At 70.5% G+C, this 19,793-nt stretch carries 23 protein-coding genes; 2 read left to right on the forward strand and 21 right to left on the reverse strand.

Annotated elements, in window-relative coordinates:
• Positions 1 to 97 precede the first annotated feature (97 nt).
• From JHY01_RS10715 to JHY01_RS10770, 12 genes are all read right to left on the reverse strand, one after another.
• Complete coding sequence (locus tag JHY01_RS10715; RefSeq protein ID WP_205325628.1) at positions 98 to 1,495, reverse strand: RsmB/NOP family class I SAM-dependent RNA methyltransferase; 1,398 nt, start codon at positions 1,493 to 1,495, stop codon at positions 98 to 100.
• A complete protein-coding gene (fmt, locus tag JHY01_RS10720; RefSeq protein ID WP_205325629.1) occupies positions 1,492 to 2,415 on the reverse strand; it encodes a methionyl-tRNA formyltransferase in 924 nt (307 codons plus the stop codon). The genes JHY01_RS10715 and fmt overlap by 4 nt, the downstream gene beginning before the upstream one ends.
• Positions 2,412 to 2,963 carry a peptide deformylase gene (def, locus tag JHY01_RS10725; RefSeq protein WP_205325780.1) on the reverse strand — a complete coding sequence of 184 codons (552 nt, stop codon included), beginning with the start codon at positions 2,961 to 2,963 and terminating at the stop codon, positions 2,412 to 2,414. Before def ends, fmt begins: the two co-directional genes overlap by 4 nt.
• 258 nt (positions 2,964 to 3,221) lie before the next feature.
• A complete protein-coding gene (locus JHY01_RS10730; protein WP_205325630.1) occupies positions 3,222 to 3,926 on the reverse strand; it encodes a hypothetical protein in 705 nt (234 codons plus the stop codon).
• Between the two features lie 2 nt (positions 3,927 to 3,928).
• A complete protein-coding gene (locus JHY01_RS10735; RefSeq protein WP_205325631.1) occupies positions 3,929 to 4,609 on the reverse strand; it encodes a hypothetical protein in 681 nt (226 codons plus the stop codon).
• A gap of 2 nt (positions 4,610 to 4,611) precedes the next feature.
• A complete protein-coding gene (locus JHY01_RS10740) occupies positions 4,612 to 5,370 on the reverse strand; it encodes a hypothetical protein (protein ID WP_205325632.1) in 759 nt (252 codons plus the stop codon).
• Between the two features lie 2 nt (positions 5,371 to 5,372).
• Positions 5,373 to 6,248 carry an ATP-binding cassette domain-containing protein gene (locus JHY01_RS10745; protein ID WP_205325633.1) on the reverse strand — a complete coding sequence of 292 codons (876 nt, stop codon included), beginning with the start codon at positions 6,246 to 6,248 and terminating at the stop codon, positions 5,373 to 5,375.
• Positions 6,245 to 6,610 carry a GntR family transcriptional regulator gene (locus JHY01_RS10750; protein WP_205325634.1) on the reverse strand — a complete coding sequence of 122 codons (366 nt, stop codon included), beginning with the start codon at positions 6,608 to 6,610 and terminating at the stop codon, positions 6,245 to 6,247. The genes JHY01_RS10745 and JHY01_RS10750 overlap by 4 nt, the downstream gene beginning before the upstream one ends.
• 190 nt (positions 6,611 to 6,800) lie before the next feature.
• Positions 6,801 to 6,968 carry a hypothetical protein gene (locus JHY01_RS10755; RefSeq protein ID WP_205325635.1) on the reverse strand — a complete coding sequence of 56 codons (168 nt, stop codon included), beginning with the start codon at positions 6,966 to 6,968 and terminating at the stop codon, positions 6,801 to 6,803.
• 17 nt (positions 6,969 to 6,985) lie between these two features.
• Positions 6,986 to 7,627: a response regulator transcription factor gene (locus JHY01_RS10760; RefSeq protein WP_205325636.1), complete on the reverse strand. Its 642-nt coding sequence runs from the start codon at positions 7,625 to 7,627 to the stop codon at positions 6,986 to 6,988.
• Entirely contained in the window at positions 7,624 to 8,841 is a 1,218-nt protein-coding gene (locus JHY01_RS10765) for a sensor histidine kinase (RefSeq protein WP_205325637.1), read from the reverse strand. Before JHY01_RS10765 ends, JHY01_RS10760 begins: the two co-directional genes overlap by 4 nt.
• A 122-nt stretch (positions 8,842 to 8,963) precedes the next feature.
• Positions 8,964 to 9,443, reverse strand: coding sequence for a VOC family protein (locus JHY01_RS10770; protein ID WP_205325638.1), 480 nt, complete (start codon positions 9,441 to 9,443; stop codon positions 8,964 to 8,966).
• A 107-nt stretch (positions 9,444 to 9,550) separates the two neighbouring features.
• Here JHY01_RS10770 and JHY01_RS10775 point away from each other — a divergent pair, with 107 nt between their 5' ends.
• On the forward strand, positions 9,551 to 9,925 hold the full coding sequence (locus JHY01_RS10775) for an iron chaperone (protein WP_205325639.1): 375 nt from the start codon (positions 9,551 to 9,553) through the stop codon (positions 9,923 to 9,925).
• A 146-nt stretch (positions 9,926 to 10,071) separates the two neighbouring features.
• A complete protein-coding gene (locus JHY01_RS10780; RefSeq protein ID WP_205325640.1) occupies positions 10,072 to 10,473 on the forward strand; it encodes a VOC family protein in 402 nt (133 codons plus the stop codon).
• Between the two features lie 248 nt (positions 10,474 to 10,721).
• On the opposite strand, the gene JHY01_RS10785 is transcribed toward JHY01_RS10780, so the two are convergent.
• The 9 genes from JHY01_RS10785 to JHY01_RS10825 form a co-directional block, all read right to left on the reverse strand.
• The gene (locus JHY01_RS10785; protein WP_205325641.1) at positions 10,722 to 11,480 is read right to left on the reverse strand and encodes a DUF72 domain-containing protein; all 759 of its coding nucleotides are present in this window, start codon (positions 11,478 to 11,480) and stop codon (positions 10,722 to 10,724) included.
• 250 nt (positions 11,481 to 11,730) lie between these two features.
• Positions 11,731 to 13,656, reverse strand: coding sequence for a primosome assembly protein PriA (locus tag JHY01_RS10790; RefSeq protein ID WP_205325642.1), 1,926 nt, complete (start codon positions 13,654 to 13,656; stop codon positions 11,731 to 11,733).
• Positions 13,657 to 13,715: 59 nt separating this feature from the next.
• Positions 13,716 to 14,909, reverse strand: coding sequence for a methionine adenosyltransferase (gene metK / locus JHY01_RS10795; RefSeq protein WP_205325643.1), 1,194 nt, complete (start codon positions 14,907 to 14,909; stop codon positions 13,716 to 13,718).
• Between the two features lie 115 nt (positions 14,910 to 15,024).
• Positions 15,025 to 16,215, reverse strand: coding sequence for a bifunctional phosphopantothenoylcysteine decarboxylase/phosphopantothenate--cysteine ligase CoaBC (gene coaBC / locus JHY01_RS10800; RefSeq protein WP_205325644.1), 1,191 nt, complete (start codon positions 16,213 to 16,215; stop codon positions 15,025 to 15,027).
• Between the two features lie 33 nt (positions 16,216 to 16,248).
• Positions 16,249 to 16,521: a DNA-directed RNA polymerase subunit omega gene (rpoZ, locus tag JHY01_RS27300; RefSeq protein ID WP_205325645.1), complete on the reverse strand. Its 273-nt coding sequence runs from the start codon at positions 16,519 to 16,521 to the stop codon at positions 16,249 to 16,251.
• Positions 16,522 to 16,603: 82 nt separating this feature from the next.
• Positions 16,604 to 17,212 carry a guanylate kinase gene (gene gmk / locus JHY01_RS10810; protein ID WP_270109769.1) on the reverse strand — a complete coding sequence of 203 codons (609 nt, stop codon included), beginning with the start codon at positions 17,210 to 17,212 and terminating at the stop codon, positions 16,604 to 16,606.
• A gap of 20 nt (positions 17,213 to 17,232) precedes the next feature.
• Positions 17,233 to 17,556: an integration host factor, actinobacterial type gene (mihF, locus tag JHY01_RS10815; RefSeq protein WP_030156658.1), complete on the reverse strand. Its 324-nt coding sequence runs from the start codon at positions 17,554 to 17,556 to the stop codon at positions 17,233 to 17,235.
• A gap of 148 nt (positions 17,557 to 17,704) precedes the next feature.
• Complete coding sequence (gene pyrF / locus JHY01_RS10820; protein ID WP_205325646.1) at positions 17,705 to 18,622, reverse strand: orotidine-5'-phosphate decarboxylase; 918 nt, start codon at positions 18,620 to 18,622, stop codon at positions 17,705 to 17,707.
• A gap of 15 nt (positions 18,623 to 18,637) precedes the next feature.
• On the reverse strand, positions 18,638 to 19,714 hold the full coding sequence (locus tag JHY01_RS10825) for a quinone-dependent dihydroorotate dehydrogenase (protein ID WP_205325647.1): 1,077 nt from the start codon (positions 19,712 to 19,714) through the stop codon (positions 18,638 to 18,640).
• Positions 19,715 to 19,793: the final 79 nt, after the last annotated feature.

Raw genomic sequence — 19,793 nt, forward strand, 5'->3', positions numbered from 1 at the left:
CAGTATGTTGACTTTCGCTGCCCCACCCGAAAAAAAGCGGCCCCCGCCTGCGACCGGTTCGCACCGCGACGCAGGAGGAGGCCCGAGAGCTGGAGTGCTATCGGTTGCCGGTTTTACGAAGCAACGCAAGGAACATCGCGTCGGTGCCGTGGCGGTGCGGCCACAGCTGCACGAAGTCGCCGCGCTCCGAACCGGGCACGCGCTTGGTGAGCCACTCAGGACGGACGAGCTCCGCTCCCCCGGCCGCCAGCGCCGACTCGACCACCTCGGTGGTCTCCGCTTCGACCGGCGAACAGGTCACGTACGCGACGATCCCGCCCGGCCGCGCCAGGCGCAGACCCGAGGCGAGCAGTTCGCGCTGCAGCGGCACCAGGTCGTCGATGTCGCTGCGCTGCTTGCGCCACCGCGCCTCCGGGCGGCGGCGCAGCGCGCCGAGGCCCGAACACGGGGCGTCCACGAGCACCCGGTCGGCCGAACCCGCCTTCCCGAAGGTGCGCCCGTCGCCGGTATGGACGGTGACGGGCAGGCCACGCGCGGCCTTCGCCACGAGCTCGGCCCGGTGCGACTGGATCTCCACCGCATCGAGCGCCGCATCCCGTTGCGCTGCAATGGCACCGAGCAGACCGGTCTTGCCGCCGGGACCGGCGCACAGGTCGATCCACGACCGGTCCGGCCCTTCGAGCGGCGCCTCCGCGAGCTGCACGGCGACCAGCTGGCTGCCCTCGTCCTGGACGTGCGCGAGCCCGGTCGCGACGGCCCGCACCCGGCCCGGATCGCCGCTGGGCAGGTACACCGCGTACGGCGACCACTGGCCGTGCTCCCCGCCCCGCGTCTCCCGCGAGAGGTCGCCCTTGGTGATGCGACCCGGCTTGGCGCACAAGTGCACCGGCGGCGCGACATTGTCCGCCGCCAGCGCCGGCGGCAGTTCGTCCGCGCCCAGCACGGCCTCGAACTCGGCCGAGATCCACTGCGGGTGCGCGTACCGCAGGGAAAGGTCGTGGAGGCGGTCGCCGGTGGCGAGCTCCTCGGTCCACTGCTCGAGGTCTTTCGCGGCGACCTTGCGCAGCACCGCGTTCGCGAGCCCGGAGACGCGCGGCGAGACCGCGGCCTTGACCAGGCTGACAGTGGTGGCGACGGCCGCGTGCGCGGGGATGCGCATGTACAGGAGCTGGTAGGCGCCCAGGCAGAGGGCGTCCACGAGGTCCTGCTGGAGCTGGCGGATCTCACGACCGGAGGCGGCGGCGAGGATCGCTTCGAGCGTGCCGAGGCTGCGGAGCGTGCCGTAGGTGAGCTCGGTGGCGAGGGCGGCGTCGCGGCCGGTGTTGTCGGTCTCGGCGAGCATCCGCGGCAGCACGAGGTTGGCGTAGGCGTTGTCGGCGGTGACGGCGTTGATCGCGTCGAAGGCGACGCGGCGCGGATTCACCTTCGGGCGGTCGCGCTCGTCGCCGTCGCGCGGGCCGGAACGGCTGCGTCGGCGGTTGCTGTTGTCGCTCATACGAACACCGGGCTCTCAGTTTGGAGGCCGCGGCCCCAGGCGGCGGCGTCCATGGGTTTCTTCCCGGCGGGCTGGACCTGGTCGAGGAGGACCGGGTCGGTGGCGGTGCCGACATGGACGGACTGCTTGGCGAGGGCGATCTCGCCGGGGGCGAGGCGCGGTCCCTCCGGGTCGGGGCGGACGGGGCCGAGGCGCAGGCGCTGGCCTTCGAACTCGGTCCAGGCCCCGGGGGCGGGGGTGACGGCGCGGACGCGGCGGTCGACGGCGAAGGCGGGGTCGGTCCAGCGGACGCGGGCGTCTTCGACGGTGATCTTGGGGGCGTAGGAGACGCCGTCCTCGGGTTGCGGTTCGCCGACGATGATCCCCGCTTCGAGGGCGTTGACGACGTCGACGGTGAGGCGGGCGCCGGCGACGGCGAGGCGGCCGAGGAGGTCGCCGGAGGTGTCGGTGGCCTCGATCGGCTCGGTGAGGCGGCCGTAGACGGGGCCCGTGTCGAGACCGGCTTCGAGCTGGAAGACGCAGGCGCCGGTCATCTCGTCGCCGTTGAGCACGGCGTGCTGCACGGGGGCGGCGCCGCGCCACGCGGGCAGAAGCGAGAAGTGCAGGTTGATCCAACCGAGGCGCGGGATCTCCAGGGCGGTCGGCGGTACGAGCGCGCCGTAGGCGACGACCGGCACGATGTCGGCGTCGAGGTCGCGCAATCTACCGAGGAACTCGGGCTCGCGCGGTTTCGCGGGCGTGAGCACTTCGATGCCGTGCTCGTCGGCCCAGGCGGCGACGGGCGAGCGGGAGACCTTGCGGCCGCGCCCGGTGCGCGCGTCGGGGCGGGTCAGCACCGCCACGACTTCGTGGCCGGACGCGTGGAGGGCCTCGAGGGTCGGCAGTGCGACCTCCGGGGTCCCGGCGAAGACGATCCTCATCGTTTGAAGAACACACCCTTGGAGTCGTGCGGGGTGACTTTGACTTTGACGTCTTCGTTGTACCAGTCCTGGGACTGGATCTCGGCCAACGCGGCCTTGCGGCGGTCGGAGTCGAGGCGGTCGATGAAGATGATGCCGTCGAGGTGGTCGGTCTCGTGTTGGAGGCAGCGGGCCATGAGGCCGGTGCCGACGATCTGGAGGGGGTCGCCGTATTCGTTGAAGCCCTTGGCGACGACGTTCTGGCGGCGGATGGTGTCGAAGTAGAGCCCGGGGAGTGAGAGGCAGCCTTCGGGGCCGTCCTGCTCCTCCTCGTCGGGGAACTCGAGCACGGGGTTGACGATGTGGCCGATGACGTCGTCGACGTCGAAGGCGAACACGCGCTTGCTGACGCCCAGCTGCGGTGCGGCGAGCCCGGCGCCGCCTTCGTCGCGCATGGTGTCGAGCAGGTCCTTCACGAGGCCCCGCAGTTCCTTGTCATAGGTGTCGACTTCCTCGGCGGCGGTGCGCAGGACCGGGTCGCCGAAGATGCGGATGGGCTGGATCGACAATGTGCTGACCTTCCGATGCGTGTACTGGCCGTCCACCAGTGTCCCACCCGCCGGGTGCTTTCCGTGAGGGGTCGGCGGCGGGTGTGGTGCGGGTCGGGAGCGCCGGGCCCGGACGGCGCCCTCGGCGGGGCCGGGGTGGGAGCCGAGTGCGGCGGCCCGTTCGGTGGTCAGCATGAGCCCGGCGACGAGACTGGCGGTGATGCACAGGAGCAGCACGACCAGGGGGAAGGGCACTTCGACGCTGAGGAGTCCCATGGTTCAGGCCTTTTTGTGCGGCATCGGGGCCCGGGCGAGCGCGAGCCAGGCGATGAGGACGAAGACGACGGTGAGGACGGCGTCGAGCTGAGCGAACGGCACGCCGTCAGCGGGGAACGCGAAGAAGACGAGGTCCCCGTCGCCGCCGGGAGCCGCGGATGCGGCGATCTGGAGCGGGATCTGCCGCAGCAGCAGCGCCGTGATGAGGACGCCGGCGAGCGTCCCTTTCACGAGGTCGCGGTCGAAGCGGACGATGATCGCGCCGGCCGCCGCGCCGCAGGTCACGTGGACCGCGGTCCGCGTGAGGGCGTCGATCGGGGCGGCTCCGTAGAACCCGTCGTAGGCGCCGCTGTTCGTCAGTTCGGCGACGATCACGATCAACTGCGAGAAGGCGAATCCCGCGGCGATCAGGACGGCGCTGAAGAGGGCGTAGGCGGAGCCGAACTCGCGGCGGGTCAGGCCGGCGCCGATGGCGGACGGGTAGGCCTTGAGAAGGGTGACCCAGCTGATGGCGAGCAGCAGCAGCGGCAGGATGCCGAAGAGGTAGTGGCTGAAGTCGCCCTCGAACCCGACGGTGATCCGCAGGACTCCCTGGACCGCTTGGAGGAGCGCGTAGGCGGCGACGGCCCACAGGCCGAAGGTCTTGGCGGTGTCGGTCGCGAGCTGCGCGCCGAGACGGTACTTGCGTTGCGCGAGAACGGCGTTCATGGTCAGGCCTTTGCTCGGATCGGGACGGATCGCAGTGCGGCGGCGGTGGCGGCGATCAGGACCGCGGTCAGGGCGAGCGCGGCGGCGGTCCAGACGGCCGTGGATCCGCCCGGTTCGAACCACGCGTCGTTGAACTCGAGGTAGAGGACGGCGGCGTAGAGCGCGCCGGCGCCGAAGAGCACGGCGGCGGTGAACCGGTTGTCGCCGCTGAAGCGGGTGGCGAGCGCGGCGATGAGGGTGCCCGCGAAGAAGTAGATCGGCGTGATCGCGAGGTATCGGGCGCCCGAGCCGAGGGCTTCGCCGAGGCCGGTCGGCGGTTCGGCGGCGAGCGCGAGCAGGGCGTGCTCGGCGGCGAACCCGGTCATGAGGTAGGCGGAGAGGCCGACCGTGGTCAGGGCTCCGAAGACGGCGTAGGCGACGGTGATCTCGCGGCGGGTGCAGCCGCGCGAGATCCACACCGGCAGGTTCGCGAAGAGCATCAGTCCGGCGGTCCCGGCGGCGAACCACTGGAGCACGGCCGCCGTGATGGACCACAGTCCGAGTTCGAATACCTCGGCGAACACTGCGGAGAGGGCGGGGACCAGGACGATGCCGGCGATGAGCCACCAGCGGAGCCAGGTCACGGCACCCGTGAAGAGGCGGCGGCCGAAGCGGTAGCGGCGGTTCGTGAGTCGAGAGTTCATGGTCAGGCCTTCTTGCTGTGCAGCGGGATGTCGATGAGGATGCGCCGGGCCGCGATCGCCAGGCCCGCCGCGACGACGGCGACGCCCGTCAGGACGAGGCCGCGTCCCCAGTCGTCCATGAACCTGCCGAGGACGCCCGCCCAGGCCGGGCCGAAGGGCTCGGTGTCGTAGACGGCGTTGTCGAGGCTGAAGACGACCACGAGGACCGGGAAGACCAGCAGCCAGCCGCTGCTCTGCCAGCGGTAGGCGGCGGCGCCGACGAGGGCCCCGGCGGCGAAGTACGCGAGGTACATGAGCGGGTGGACCGCAGCGAAGGCGGCCGTCTCGCCCCAAGTGCCGATCACGGTGGTCGCGTCGTCCCCCTGGACGCCTTGGGACCAGCCCATGGCGTCGTAGTAGACGCGCTCGACGAGGAATCCGGCGACGACGAGCGCGCCGAGCGCGGCCGACCACAGGAATCCGAAGACGCCCATGACGACGCTGAGCTCGCGGCGGGTCATGCCCGCGGCGATCATGTTGGGCACCAGCACGTAGAGGAAGCCGCCGGCGACGAACGAGGTGAACCACTTGGCGACGTTCGCGGTGTAGAACCAGGTCGAGAGGTCGATCTCGTTGTAACGCGAGAGCGCGAGCGGTCCGAGGAAGGCGATGGCGACGGCCGCGAGGATCCAGTACTTGAAGTAGTTCAGGCCTTCCGCTGCCATGCCGAGGCCGAGTGTGAAGCGGCGGTTGGGAAGGGTGAGGTGCTGCAGGGCGGGCATCGTCAGGCTCCGTTCCGGCTCGGTTCGGTGAGGTGGATGAAGAGGTCTTGGAGGCCGACCGGTCCGATCTCGAGCCCGGCTGCGGCGGCGCGCTCGCGGGTGCCGGGGTCGAAGGCGGCGACGGTGATGCTCTTGGTGCCGCCGAGCTGCTGCTCGGCGAGGATTTCGAGGCCGGCGGCGACTTCGTCGACGGCGGCGGCCGCACCGGTGAGGGTGGCGCCCATGCCTTGGAAGACCTCGACCTCCTCGTGGCGGAGGATGCGTCCTCTGTCGACGATGATGACCTCTTCGAGGTAGTTGGCGACCTCGTCGATGAGGTGGGTGGAGAGGATGACGGTGTGGGGCCGGTCCATGTACTCGGCGAGGAGTTCCTTGTAGAACGCGTCCCGGGTGGGGGCGTCCATGCCGAGGTGGACCTCGTCGAACATGGTGAGTTCGGCGCGGGCGGCGAGGCCGCAGACCGCGGCGAGGACCGAGCGCTTGCCTCGGGAGAGCTCGCGGACCTTCTTCTTGAGCGGCAGTTCGAAGCGCTCGGCGAGCTTGAGCGCGTAGGCGGTGTCGAAGCCGGGCCGGATCTGGCCGGTCTCGATGGCGGCCTTGACGGAGTCGGAGTCGTCGAAGTCGCCGCCTTCGCGGATGAGGGCGACGCGCGAGACGATCCCGACGTTCTCCCACACCGGCTCGCCGCCGACGAGGATCTCGCCGCTGGTGGGCTTGCGGAAGGCGGCGAGGAGGCTCAGGAGGCTGGTCTTGCCGGCGCCGTTGCGGCCGAGCAGGCCGTAGATCTTGCCGGCTTCGAGTTCGAGGTTCACGTCGGCGAGGGCGTCGCTGTCGCGGTACTTGAGCGTGACGTCGCGGAGGGTGGCGGAGAAGCTCATTTGCGGGCGCCTTCCTGGGCTTCAAGGTAGTCGATGATGTCGGTGAGGGAGATGCCCGCTTGGCGGGCCTCTTGGACGAGGGGGGCGAGGACGCGTTCGAAGAACCGCTCGCGGAAGTCGGCGGCGAGCCGTTCGCGGGCGTCGTCGGCGACGAACATGCCGACGCCGCGCTGCTTGTAGAGGACGCCTTCGTCGACCAGCTCCCTGAACGCCTTCTGCGCGGTGGCCGGATTGATCTGGTAGAAGGCGGCGTACTGGTTGGTCGACATGACCTTGCCTCCCGGTTCGAGCGAGCCGTTCATGATCTCGGCCTTGATCTGATCGGCGATCTGCCGATAGATCGGTGTGCCGTCATCGAACATCTCGCCTCCTTCGGTGTAGTGCGAATGGTTCGTTGGTTCAGAGGTTCATTACTTGACTAATGAACCATAGCACGTTCGCGCCGACAGCTGTCAACCCGAGAAGGCGAGCGAGGGCCCGCACCGACCTGACCGGAGGGTCCTGAGGCGTTGAAAGGTGCTGCGGCGCTTAGGTTTTGCTGGCCGTTGAGAGCTACGGCATATGCGGTGAGGATTCGTCGCGGTCGTCGATGGGGAGGGACGCGAGGCCGCGGAGGGCCCGGGGCGCGAGGCCGCGTCCGGCCGCGGCGATTCGGGCGAAGGCGCTGCGACCGCGGGTCCGGGTGGGGTCGTCGCGTTCGACGGAGGGCGCGGCGTTCACCGCGTGGGCGGCGTCCGTCAGACGAGTCCGCCTTCGTAGGCGGCGATCACGGCCTGCGTGCGGTCGCGGACGCCGAGCTTGGTGTAGACGCCGCTGAGGTGGGTCTTGACGGTCTCGCGGCCCAGGTAGAGCTCGGCCGCGATCTCCTGGTTCGAGAGGCCCTTCGCGGCGAGTACGAGGACTTCCCGCTCGCGGTCGCTCAGGTTCCCGATGCCTTTGGGGGCCTTGCGGGTCGGGGCCGCGGCGGCGAGGCGGCGGACCGCTTCGGGGAACAGGAGCGCGTCGGTGCGGGCGACGAGCCGGACGGCCGCGAGCAGGTCCTCGACGCGGGTGCGTTTGAGCAGGAACCCGTCGGCGCCGGCCCGGAGCGCCTGCCACACGTAGTCGTCGTTGTCGAAGGTGGTGACGACGAGGATCTTCGGGGGCGTCTCGAGTTCGGCGACGATCCGCTCGGTCGCCTGAATGCCATCCACTGTGGGCATTCGCACGTCCATGAGGAGCACGTCGGCCTTGCCGGAGCGCGCGATGGTGAGCGCGTCGATCCCGTCGCCGCCTTGGGCGACGACCTCGAGGTCCGGTTCGGCGCCGATGATCGCGGCGAACCCGGTGCGAATCAGGGCCTCGTCGTCGATCAGCGCGATGCGCAGCGGTGCGGTCATTCCCGGCCCTTCGTATCGATCGGTATGGAGGCGCGGACGGTCCATTCGCCCGCGTCCCAGTCGGCTGCGGCCGTGCCGCCGAGGACGGCGGCGCGTTCGGCCATCCCGATGAGGCCGCGGCCGCCGGGGCGTCCGCGCGGGCGGCGCGCGGCCGGGCTGGCCACGGTCACCGCGGCTTCGGCGGCGCCGACGGCCACGGCGACTCGGGCGCGCGGCTCGTCGGCGTGCCGCAGCACGTTCGTCAGCGCTTCCTGGACGATCCGGTAGGTCTCGCGGGAGGCCATGCGGCCCAGGGCTTCAGGTTCGCCGGTGACCTGCAGGTCGACCGTGACGCCGGACTCGGCGGCGAGCGACGCGAGGTCGGCGAGGTCGCGCTGCGGTGCGCGCGAGTCGTCGCGATCCTCGCGCAGGGCCCCGATCACGGCGTCGAGCTCGGCGAGCGCGCCACGGGCGGTCTCGCCGACGGCGTTCATGGCCTCGGCGGCGAACGCGGGATCGCGGGAGATGAGCCGCGAGGCGGCCTCGGACTGGACGACGACCACCGACAGGGCGTGGCCGACCGAGTCGTGGAGTTCGCGGGCGATGCGGTTGCGGGCCGCCAGCCGGGCGGCCTCGGCGCGGGAGGCGGCCAGCCGGTCGCTCGCGCTCTGGCCGAGAAGCCGCGGCGCCAGGGTCCGCATGGCGGTGGTGACGGCCGCGACGAGCGCGATGAGGGCCGCGAGGAACAGCGGTCCGGTGAGCAGGCCCCATTCGGCGATCGGCCCGGCGAAGCGGCCGGGCACGATGTCGAGGCCGGTGAACGTGAAGCGGGCGCCGTAGTAGAGCAGGTAGCCGACGTACGGAACGAGGGCGAGGGTGATGCCGCTGACGACGCCGCCGATCGCGGCGTGGAGGGTGAACCAGCAGCCGGTGCGCCAACGGGAGTTCCAGGAGTCGTCGTCGACGGGCGAGGCGAACTCGGCGCCGAGCAGCCGGCGGGCGGCCGTTCGCTCGACCTCGCGGTCCGGCAGGAGCAGCGAGGCGGCGGCGACCAGCGGGAGGACGGCGGCGAACACGGCGGGTTCGAGGATGCCGTTGAAGCCGCTGTCGGGGTTGAGGAAGTTGTGGCCGATGGCGCCGACCATCATGAACGGCATCATGAGCGCGCCGCCGAGGATGATCCAGACCCAGCCGCGGTAGGTGGCACGGGACCAGAGCGGGGCGAGGAGGCGCATGGGGCCATTGTGCCAGCGGCGGGTCATGGGTCCAGCCTCGCAGGCCGCGGGCCCGCCGTCCTCCCTCTCCGGCGGGGCCCCGGTCCCCCGCGCGGGGGACCGGGCGTGCCCGGGCCTGAACGCTATTCGCCTTCGTAGGCGTCTTTGAGACCCTGGAGGTCGATCTTCTTCATCTCGTACATCGCCTTGACCGCGCGCACCGCCGACTCCTTGTCGGGGCCGCCCACGTACCGGTCGGCCTCGGTGGGCCAGACCTGCCAGTTGACGCCCCACTTGTCGGCGATCCAGCCGCACTGGATCTCGCTGCCGCCGTTGGCGAGAAACGCGTCCCAGAGGCGGTCGACCTCATCCTGGGAGTCGCAGTTGATGAGCAGCGACATGGCGTGGTCGTGCTTGGCGGAGTCGTCGCCGTTGATCGCGGTGAACGACTGCCCGGCGAGGTCGAAGTTCACGACCATGGCCTCGCCGACCTTGCCGTGGGCGTCCTCGACGTACGGGATGACGCTGGTGACCTTGGCGTCGTCGAAGAGGGTCAGGTACCACTCGACGGCCTCTTCTGCGCTGTTGTCCTCGTACCAGATGTTGGTGACGATCTTCTGCATCGCGGTTCGTCCTTCCGAGCGGAGCCGATAAGCCGATTGCACCAGTTGAGACGAGGCGGCGAGCCGAAACTCATCGCTTCGGGGCGATCCGGCGCTAGGTTTCGGGGATGGTGCGGAGTGACGCGGCGACCGTGGACGAATACCTGGCGGCGCTCCCGGAGGACCGTCGGGCGGTGATGACCGCGATCCGGGAGGCCTGCCTGGAGGCGATGCCGGGGTTCACCGAGCTCATGGCGTACGGGATGCCCGGCTTGACGCGGGACGGCGGGGTCGCGGGGATCGAGATCGCCTTCGCGTCCCAGAAGCGCCACATCGCCTTCTACCTGCTCCGCACGGACGTCCGCGACGCGTTCGCCGAGCGCCTCGCGGGCCACGACATGGGCAAGGGGTGCCTGCGGTTCAGCGACCCCGCGAAGGTCGACTTGGAGCTCGTCCGCGACCTCGCACGGGCGACCGCCGGGTCGGACGGCCCGATCTGCTGAAGACGCCCTGCTCCGCGAACCGCGCCGGATCCGGGTTGAGCATCCTCGGCAAGACGCGCCCGCACCGATGAATCCGCGCCGGCCGCCTCGTCCCAACCGTTGCGGACGGGCGCACCCGCCTCGACCGGAACGCGAGAGGAACGGCGATGTCCACAACCACCGAGGTCGGCCCCTGGCCGCGAGGCATCAGCGCGATCACCGTCTTCGCTGAGGACCTCGACGCGATGAAGGCCTTCTACACCGAGGTCTTCGGCCTTCCGGTCCGCTTCGAGGACGAGGCCTCGGTCGTGTTCGACTTCGGGAACGCCCTCATCAACGTCCTCGCCGCCGAGGCCGCCCCCGGCCTCATCGGGCCCGCCACAGTCGCCGGACCCGAAACCGGCGCCCGCCAGCAGTTCACCATCACCGTGGACGACGTCGACACGCTGTGCGCGAGCCTCGCCGCCCGCGGCGTGGCACTCGTCAACGGCCCGCTCGACCGGCCGTGGGGCGTCCGCACCGCCGCGTTCGCCGACCCGGCCGGCCACATCTGGGAGATCGCAGAATAATCCCTTTCGCCGGTATACATGAGCGGTGACCGAATCCCGCCCCGGACGACTCCGCGACGCCGTCGCGGCACTCGTGTACCGAATGCAGGCGTTCACCGTCGTCGGATACATGGGCGTCGCCTCGTTCATCGGCGTCGAAGCGCTCATCGTGCTCCTGGGGTTCACCACGGTCCTGCCCATCGCGATCCCGTTCGTGCTGATCGTCCTCGGTCTCGTGCGCCAAGTTCGGCCGCGGCGAGGCCGAGTAGTCACGGCCGCGCGCCGGGAACGCTGCGGCCCCCGAGGTCGCGCATCAGCTCCGCGAAACGGAACGCGTTCCGCACGGCGGCCCCGCCCTGGTCGTTGTTGAAGTACACGTGGCATTCGGCCCGCTTCGGCCACGTCTCGTCGATGCGGCGGCACCACGATCGCAGCGCGGCGTCGCCGTAGCTCGGGGCGGGCTTCGCCCGGCCCTCGTGCAGGCGCAGGTATCCCCACGAAGCGGTGCGCCACAACGGGGTCACGGGGCGACCGCCCCGGTCGGCCCAGCACAGGGCCGCGTCCCGTTCGGAGAGGACCGACCGCACCTCGTCGTTCCACCAGGACTCGTGGCGGGGTTCGACGGCGACGCGCGCGCCTTCCGGGAAGCGGTCGAGGCAGTCGGCCAGCCGGTCGGGGTCGGCCTTGAGGGTCGGCGGCAGCTGCAGCAGGAACGGGCCGAGCCGGTCTCCGAGCCCGGCCGCGGCATCGGTCAGCCGCTTGACGGGCTCGGCCGGGTCGCGCAGCCGCTTCAAATGGGTGAGGAATCGGCTCACCTTGAGCGCCATGACGAAGCGCTTCGGTGTCTCGGAGCGCCACCGTTCGAACGTGCCGCGTTCGGGCAGCCGGTAGAACGCGCCGTCGTTCTCGACGGCGGGAAAGCGCTCGGCATAGTGCTCCAGCCAGCGCCGCTGCGGCACGCCCTCCGGGTAGAGCACGCCCCGCCAGTCGCGGTACTGCCAACCGGAGGTGCCCACGAGGACCGGCATGGCCCCATTGTGCCGCGCGGGGACCCCTCCCGGGCCGCAGCTGCGACAATCGGGCTCCCTGATGTGAAGGACCCTCTATGCACCAGGACGAACCCCGCCCCGCCTCTGGCCGGCCAGGCCGGTGCGGGCATGGCGACGGCGGGCATCGTCCTCGGCTGGATCGCGGTCGCCTGGATCGCGCTCCGCCTCCTCCTGGTCGCCGGCGTCGGCGCCTCGTCCGACTTCTGCCCGATCCCGAGCCCGCTCGGCCTCAGGCGATCTCGCGGGGGTCGATCTGGATCTTGACCTGTTCGGCCTTCGCGCTCGCCCTTTCGGCGGCGGCTTTCGCGAGGACGCTCGCGAGGGCGGCGCCGTCGCGGCGGCGGACCCGCAGCAGCAGCCGCTCGGTGTGCTCGTCGACCGGGATCGGCCCGATGACCTCGGCGCCCAGGCCGGAAGGCAGGTTCGCGGCGATCTTCTCGGCCTCGCCGTTCGGGCCGGTCAGCGCGGCGAACTTCATCACCGGCGGGAATCCCAGCTCGGCGCGCTCGTCGAGTTCGAGACGCGCGAACCATGCCGAGTCCCAACGGATCAGGGCCTGCACCACCGGCAGTCCGCCGTCGGCCGTGACCACGGCGGTGCCGCGGGGGGCGCACAGCGCCACCGCGTTCATCCAGATCCGAAGCGCCTCTTCGGAAGCGGTCAGTTCGGCCCGGGTCAGCTGCGCCCAGGTGTCGAGCAGCAGGACCGCGCCGTAGCCTTGCGGCGCAGCCGGTTCGACCCCTGGGGTGGACACGACGATCCGGCGGCCCTCCGGGATCGCGTCGAGCCGTTCCGAGGCGTTCGATTCGACCACTTCGACGCCTGGGAAGGCGCTCGCGAGTTCCTCCGCGGTGCGGGCCGCGCCGATCACGTTCGCCCTGATCCGCGTCGATCCGCATTCCTTGCAGCGGTAGTGCTCGTCGACCCGGCCGCACCACGTGCACACGGGGGGCCGGCGCGGGCCGGTGAGCCGCAGCGGCCCCGTGCATTCAGGGCAGAGCGCGCGGGTGCGGCAGCGCTGGCAGGACACCGCCGGGACGTAGCCGCGGCGCGGCACCTGCAGGAGCACCGGCAGGTCGTCGTTCAGTGCTTTGCGTGCGGCTTCCCAAGCGACCGTTGGCAATCGCGCGGTCGAGCTCGACGGGTCGGCCGCGAGGTCGGCGTCATCGCCGATCGGCACGACCCGGGGTGCGGCCGCGCGGAGCGCGTCGCGTTCGCCGACCGCGGAGACGGCCCAGCCGGTCTCCACCAGGAGCTGCGCCTGCGGCGTGCGCGAGAAGCCGCCCACCACGCAGGCGGCGCCGGCGAGCTCGGCGCGGGTCAGCAGCACGTCGCGGGCGTGCGGGTGAGGGGCGTGGAGGCTGATCAGGTTCTTGTCGCCGTCGTCCCAGACCGCAACGAGCCCAAGCCGTTCGACGGGGGCGAGCATGGCGACCTGGGTGCCTGCGACGACTCGGACCTCCCCGCGCAGGGCCTTGAGGAACGACCGGTAGCGGGGTGTCGGGCCCATCGCGTTCGAGATGGTGACGTGCCGGTCTGGACCGAGCACATCGGTCAGTGCTGCGTCGAGTCGTTCCAGGTCGTACTGGTCGGGGACGACGAGCAGCGCTCCGCGCCCGGCGGCGGCGGCCGTCGCCGCGGCCTCGGCGAATCGGGCGGCCCAGTCCTCGCCGGGGACGGCGCTCCAGACGATCCGGGGTTGCTTGCCCGCGCCCACCGCGCGAAGGAATGCCTCGCCAGCGATATATCTATTCCAGTGAGCGTTGCTCGGGGCGTCCACCGGCAGCGGTTCGGCTGGGTCCTCCTTCTCGACCCGCAGCTTGCGTTCGGGAAGCGCGAGGCGCAGCACGTCGGCGAGGTTCCCCGCGTAGCGGTCGGCGACGCGCCTGGCCACCGCGGCCACTTCAGCGGTGAGCACCGGCCCGGGCGGGACCGTTTCGAGCACCGGGAGGATCTTGCCGGGGAAGTCCGTGCGGTCGCGCAGCTCCATCACGGTGGCCTTGAGCTTGCGGCCGTTGAAGCGGACCGCGACGCGGCAGCCTGGACGCACCTCGTCGACGAGCTCGACCGGGACACGGTAGTCGAAAAGCTGGTTGAGCTGCGGCAACGGGTGGTCTACGCAGACCGCTGCGTATCGTGCCGGGGACTCGTCCATCCGATAAAAGTACCGGGCGGCTCCGACAGGAGGAGCCGCCCGGTGACTTCAGTTCGTGCCTAGTTCACGGCCTCTTTGAGGGCGGCCGCGCGGTCGGTGGCCTCCCAGGTGAACTCGGGGAGTTCGCGGCCGAAGTGGCCGTAGGCGGCGGTCTTGGAGTAGACCGGGCGGATCAGGTTGAGGTCGCGGATGATCGCGGCCGGGCGGAGGTCGAAGACCTCGAGCACCGCGCGCTCGATGCGAGCCGGGTCCACGGTCTCGGTGCCCTGCGCGTCGACCGCGACGGAGACGGGCTTGGCCTTGCCGATCGCGTACGCGACCTGGACCTCGCAGCGCTCGGCGAGCCCGGCTGCCACTACGTTCTTCGCTACCCAGCGCGCGGCGTACGCCGCCGAGCGGTCGACCTTCGACGGGTCCTTGCCCGAGAACGCGCCCCCGCCGTGGCGGGCGTACCCGCCGTAGGTGTCGACGATGATCTTGCGGCCGGTGAGGCCGGCGTCGCCCATCGGCCCGCCGATCTCGAAACGGCCGGTCGGGTTGACCAGGAGCTTGTAGTCGGCGGTGTCCAGGTCGAGACCCGAGACGACCGGCGCGATCACGTGTTCGGCCACATCGGGCGACAGGAGCGAGTCGAGCGAGATGTCGGGCGCGTGCTGGCTCGAGACGACCACGGTGTCGAGGCGCACGGGCTGGTTGCCCTCGTACTCGATGGTGACCTGGGTCTTGCCGTCCGGGCGCAGGTACGGCACGGTGCCGTCCTTGCGGACCTCGGTCAGCCGCTGGGAGAGCCGGTGCGCCAAGGCGATCGGCAGCGGCATGAGTTCGGGCGTCTCGCGGCACGCGAAGCCGAACATCAGACCCTGGTCGCCCGCGCCCTGGAGGTCCATCTCGTCGATGTCGCCGGCGTCCACACGGGACTCCCAGGCCTTGTCGACGCCCTGGGCGATATCGGGGCTCTGGCCGCCGATCGAGACGTTCACGCCGCACGAGGCGCCGTCGAAGCCTTTCTTGGACGAGTCGTATCCGATCCGCAGGATCGTGTCGCGCACGATCCGGGGGATGTCCGCGTAGGCGTGGGTCGTCACCTCGCCCGCCACGTGCACCTGACCGGTGGTGATGAGGGTTTCGACCGCGACCCGACTCGACGGGTCCTCGCCCAGCAGGGCGTCCAGGATCCCATCGGAGATCTGGTCGGCGATCTTGTCCGGGTGGCCCTCAGTGACCGACTCGGAGGTGAACAGGCGACGTGCCACGGCACTCCTCAACACTTCCACGCCGCGGTACGGCGCTCTTCGACTGACTTCGCAGCTCACAAGTCTATGCGGTGAAGATCTTCCCACCAAGTCGGCACGCGGCGGTGACGCGGTGTCAATCGCGTCCACTCAGCGGGAGTCGTGCCGATACCGCGTCCCAGATGGCGTCGGCCGCGACCTCCTTCGAGACGTGCTCGCGGACGTCGACTTCGCCACGTTCGTCGAACACGGTGACCGAGTTCTCCGTCGAGCCGAACACGGCGCCGCCGGAAACGTCGTTGAGGACCACCAGGTCGGCCCCTTTGGCCTCGCGTTTGCGCATGGCGTGCTCGGGACCGTCGTTCGTCTCGGCGGCGAACACGACGAGCACCTGGTCAGGGCGCTTCTCGCGGCCCACTGCGGCTGCGATGTCCGCGGTGGAGGTCAGCGCGAGTGCCATGTCGCCCTTGCGTTTGAGCTTGCGTTCCGATCGTTCTATGGGCGTGAAGTCGGCGGGCGCTGCGGCGAGCACCGCGGCGTCGGCTTCGGCGGCGGCTTTCACCGTCGCCTCGTACAGCTCGCCGGTCGTGGAGACGCGTTCGACGCTGATCCCGGCGGGCGGGGCGACGTCGATGTGGGCGGCGATGAGGTGCACGTCCGCTCCGCGAGCGGCGGCCGCCGCGGCGATCGCGATGCCCTGTCTGCCCGAGGAGTGGTTCCCGATGAAGCGCACCGGGTCGATCGGCTCGCGGGTCCCGCCGGCGGTGACGAGGACCTTGCGGCCCACCAGGTCCCGGGCGGGCGAAGTCAGAAAGCCCTTGATGAGCGCGAAGAGCGATTCGGGCTCGGGGAGGCGGCCGGGTCCGGTGTCGGCGCCGGTGAGGCGGCCCGAGTCGGGCTCGACGACGTGCGCCCCGCGCTCGCGCAGCGTGGCCACGTTCGCGCGCGTGGCCGCGTGCTCCCACATCTCGGTGTGCATCGCGGGGGCGAACACGACGGGACAGGTCGCGGTCAGCAGGGTGCTGGTGAGGAGGTCGTCGGCGCGTCCGTGCGCGGCCCGCGCGAGCAGGTCGGCGGTGGCGGGGGCGACCACGACGAGATCCGCCTGGCGGCCGAGCCGCACGTGCTTGACCTCGGAGACGTCGGAGAAGACGCCGGAAGCCACCCGGTGGCCCGACAGGGCCTCCCAGGTGGCTTCACCGACGAACTTGAGCGCCGCCTCGGTGGGGATCACGGTCACGTCGTGACCGGATTCTTTCAGGAGGCGGAGCAGGATGCAGGCCTTGTAGGCGGCGATGCCGCCCGACACGCCCAGGACGATGTTCACGCGCGAAGCTTACGCCTCAGCACCCCCGGACGCTTACGCGTCGGGGTCGTCGAACGCCTTCGTCTCGAGGAGACCCTTGTCGAGCTCGCGCATGGCGATCGACAGCGGCTTCTCCTCGGGCGTGGTCTCGACGAGCGGGCCGACGTACTCGAGCAGGCCTTCGCCCAGCTGCGAGTAGTACGCGTTGATCTGGCGCGCGCGCTTGGCCGAGTAGATGACCAGCTGGTACTTCGACTGGCTCTTCTTGAGCAGGTCGTCGATCGGCGGGTTGGTGATGCCGACCGGGTCGGCGACAGTCCCTGACACGTGTAATCCTTCGTGTGCGACTTGTTGTTGCTGCCGGTTCCGGGATGCCGGAACCCGACGCTTTCCTGGCTCGCCGCCGCGTTTAGGCGCGGCTCGCAGCCTTCGCTGCCAAAGCCGGAGAACTGAGCAACTCTACCAGCTCGGCGGCCGCCTGCTCGATCGACACATTGGTGACTGTGTGATCGAACTCGGCCTCCGCGGCGAGCTCCTGGCGGGCGGCGTCCAGACGGCGCGCGATCGTGGCCTCGTCTTCGGTCCCCCGCCCGGTGAGGCGGCGGACGAGTTCGTCCCACGACGGCGGCGCCAGGAACACCAGTTGGGCGTCCTGCATGGCCCGGCGGACCTGGCGGGCGCCCTGCAGTTCGATCTCCAGCAGCGCCGGGAGTCCGGCGCGCAGGCGCTCCTCGACCGGGCCGCGGGGGGTTCCGTAGAGGTTCCCCGCGTAGGAGGCCCACTCAAGGAACTCCCCCGCGGCGATCATCGACTCGAACTGCTCGGTCGACACGAAGTGGTAGTCGGCGCCGTCGACCTCACCAGGACGCGGCTTGCGGGTCGTGGCGCTCACGGAGAGCCAGACCCACGGGTAGTACTCCTGGATGAGGGCCTTGACGCTGCCCTTGCCGACTCCGGACGGGCCGGACAGCACCGTGAGGCGCTGGGCCAGGGCTGCGTGGTGACGATCGATGCTCACGCGACTACAACTACCCGAACTTAGGCCTGGTCGCCCTTGAATTCATCCAGAAGCGCGGCGCGCTGGTGCTCGCCGAGGCCGCGCAGCCGACGGGAGTCGGCGATCTTGAGCTTCTCCATGATCTGGGTGGCGCGCTTGTCGCCGATGCCGGGGAGGGCCTTGAGCACGGCCGAGACCTTCATCTTGCCCGAGATGTCGTCGGTGGCAGCGGACTTGAGGACCGCTTCCAGGGTGGTCTCGCCCGACTTCAGCTTCTCCTTGAGCTCGGCGCGGGCCTTGCGGGCCGCGGCGGCCTTCTCAAGGGCTGCGGCGCGCTGTTCCGGAGTCAGTTTAGGGAGCGGCACGGGGTCTCCTTGCAGTCGATGGTTTCGTCCCTGTGGACCTTGACGTGCGGGTATCGCTGAAGCATACCCAGCTCGGGAACGGTAACCCCAGCGTCCGACACGCCTGCGACCGGGGGTGGGGCAAATTTCGGGCCCCGAAATCGCGGGTTTATTCCCCCATCGCGGCGCGGCATTCCTCCTGCAGCGCCTCGATGGCGGTGCGAATGCTCGCCACGGCTGGCCCCGGCTGTGCGATTTGTCGCGAATAGGACGGTATTGCGAAGTTCGTTGCCGCGCCGAGGACGCGCGGAAGATCACTCGGGCGTCCGCCCTGCGCGCCCATGCCCGGGACCAGGATGGGGCCGTTGAACTGGGACAAGTCGTGAGCGGTGTCACGTTGGCGCACGGTGGTGTGCGTGATTCCGTAAGTCGACTCACGCAGGCGCGCTTCTCCTTCGGAGGCGCAGGCCCCGATGGTGGCACCCATGACGATGCCGAAGGAGCCCATCGGCTCGGCGTCGCCGTTGTGCTCGTTCACCTCGTCGATGATCCCCTGGGCCACGGACTTGCCGTCGCGGCGCTTGGCCATCTGCACCTGCTTGCCCTCGGGATTCGAGGTGCGGGCCAGCACGAACAGGCCCTTGCCGTGGGCGTTGGCGAGGTCGAAGGCGGGCTGCAGCGAGCCGGTGCCGAGGAACGGGCTCACGGTGATCGCGTCGACCGCGAGCGGCGAGGCCGGGTCGAGGTAGGCCTGGGCGTAGGCCGCCATCGTCGAGCCGATGTCGCCGCGCTTGACGTCGAGGATGACGAGTGCCCCGGCCTTGCGGGACTCCGCGATCACCCGTTCGAGGAGTGCCACGCCGCCCGATCCGAACCGCTCGTAGAACGCCGACTGCGGCTTGATGAACGCGCACGTCGAGGCCGCGGCCTCGACCAGCGTCATGGCGAAGCGCTCGGCCCCGGCCAGGTCGTCGTCGAGCCCCCAGTGCTGGAGCAGCGCGCCGTGCGGGTCGATTCCGGCGCACAGCGGCCCGCGTACCTGCGAGAGGTGGTGGGCCCGGGAGCCGAAATCCTTGTTGGAAGGCATTGCGTTTCCTTGTCGTCAGTTGGACTGAGGGGTGCGGGCGCCCTTGCGGGCGGAGGATCGGTAGCGGCGCACACTGCTGCGCACCAGGCCGGGTCCGTTGTACACGAGGCCCGAGTAGAGCTGCACGAGGCTGGCGCCGGCGTCGAACATCGCCTGCGCGTCGTCGGCGGTCATGATCCCGCCGGAACCGATGATCGGCAGCGTCCCGTTGGTCTCGCGGTGCACGAAGCGCACGATCTCGCGCGAGACTTGGGTCAGCGGCTTGCCCGACATGCCGCCGGGCTCGGCGGCGATCGCGTCCTCGCTCGGGTCGACGCCGTCGCGGCCGAGGGTCGTGTTCGTGGCGATCACGCCCGCGACGCCGCTCTCGAGGCAGACCTCCAGGAGCTGCGCCATGGCCGGCTCGGTCAGGTCGGGGGCGATCTTGACCAGGACCGGCCGCGGCTGGCGCCCGGCGGCCAGGCGCACGCCTTCGGCGCGCAGCGCCCCGAGCAGGGCGCGCAATGCCCCGGCGTCCTGCAGCTGCCGCAGGCCCGGCGTGTTGGGCGAGGAGACGTTGATGGCGATGTAGTCCGCGAACGGGTACAGGAACCGCATCGAGATCAGGTAGTCCTCGATCGCGGCCTCGAGCGGCACCACCTTCGACTTGCCGATGCTGATCCCCAGCGGGCAGTTCACGGCCGGAGCCGCGGTGAGCCGCGCGGCCAGCGCCTGCGCGCCGTCGTTGTTGAAGCCCATGCGGTTGACGATGCCCTGCGACCGCTTCATGCGGAACATGCGCGGCTTCGGGTTGCCGGGCTGGGGCTGGGCGGTCACGGTGCCGATCTCGGCGAAGCCGAAGCCCAGGGCGGGCCAGGCGCCCGTGGCGACGCCGTTCTTGTCCATGCCGGCGGCGAGGCCGATGGGGTTGGGGAAGGGGATGCCGCAGACCGTGACGGGGGCACTGAGCTGGTTGAGCTTGATGAGCGCGTTTCGGGCCTGACGTTGGGTGGACAGGCGGGTGAGCCAGCGCAGGGTGGTCTCGTGCGCTCGTTCGGCGTCGCCGCGTCCGATCCGGAACAGGACCGGGCGGGCCAGATTCTGATACAGCATGCTCATTCCTGTATACGTCAATTCACCGGGTGAGTGACACGGCGACAGGATCGCGGTCACTCACCCGGTTCGCTACTTC

It is taken from the genome of Glycomyces sp. YM15 (assembly GCF_016918015.1).
In the GTDB taxonomy this organism is placed as follows: domain Bacteria; phylum Actinomycetota; class Actinomycetes; order Mycobacteriales; family Micromonosporaceae; genus Glycomyces.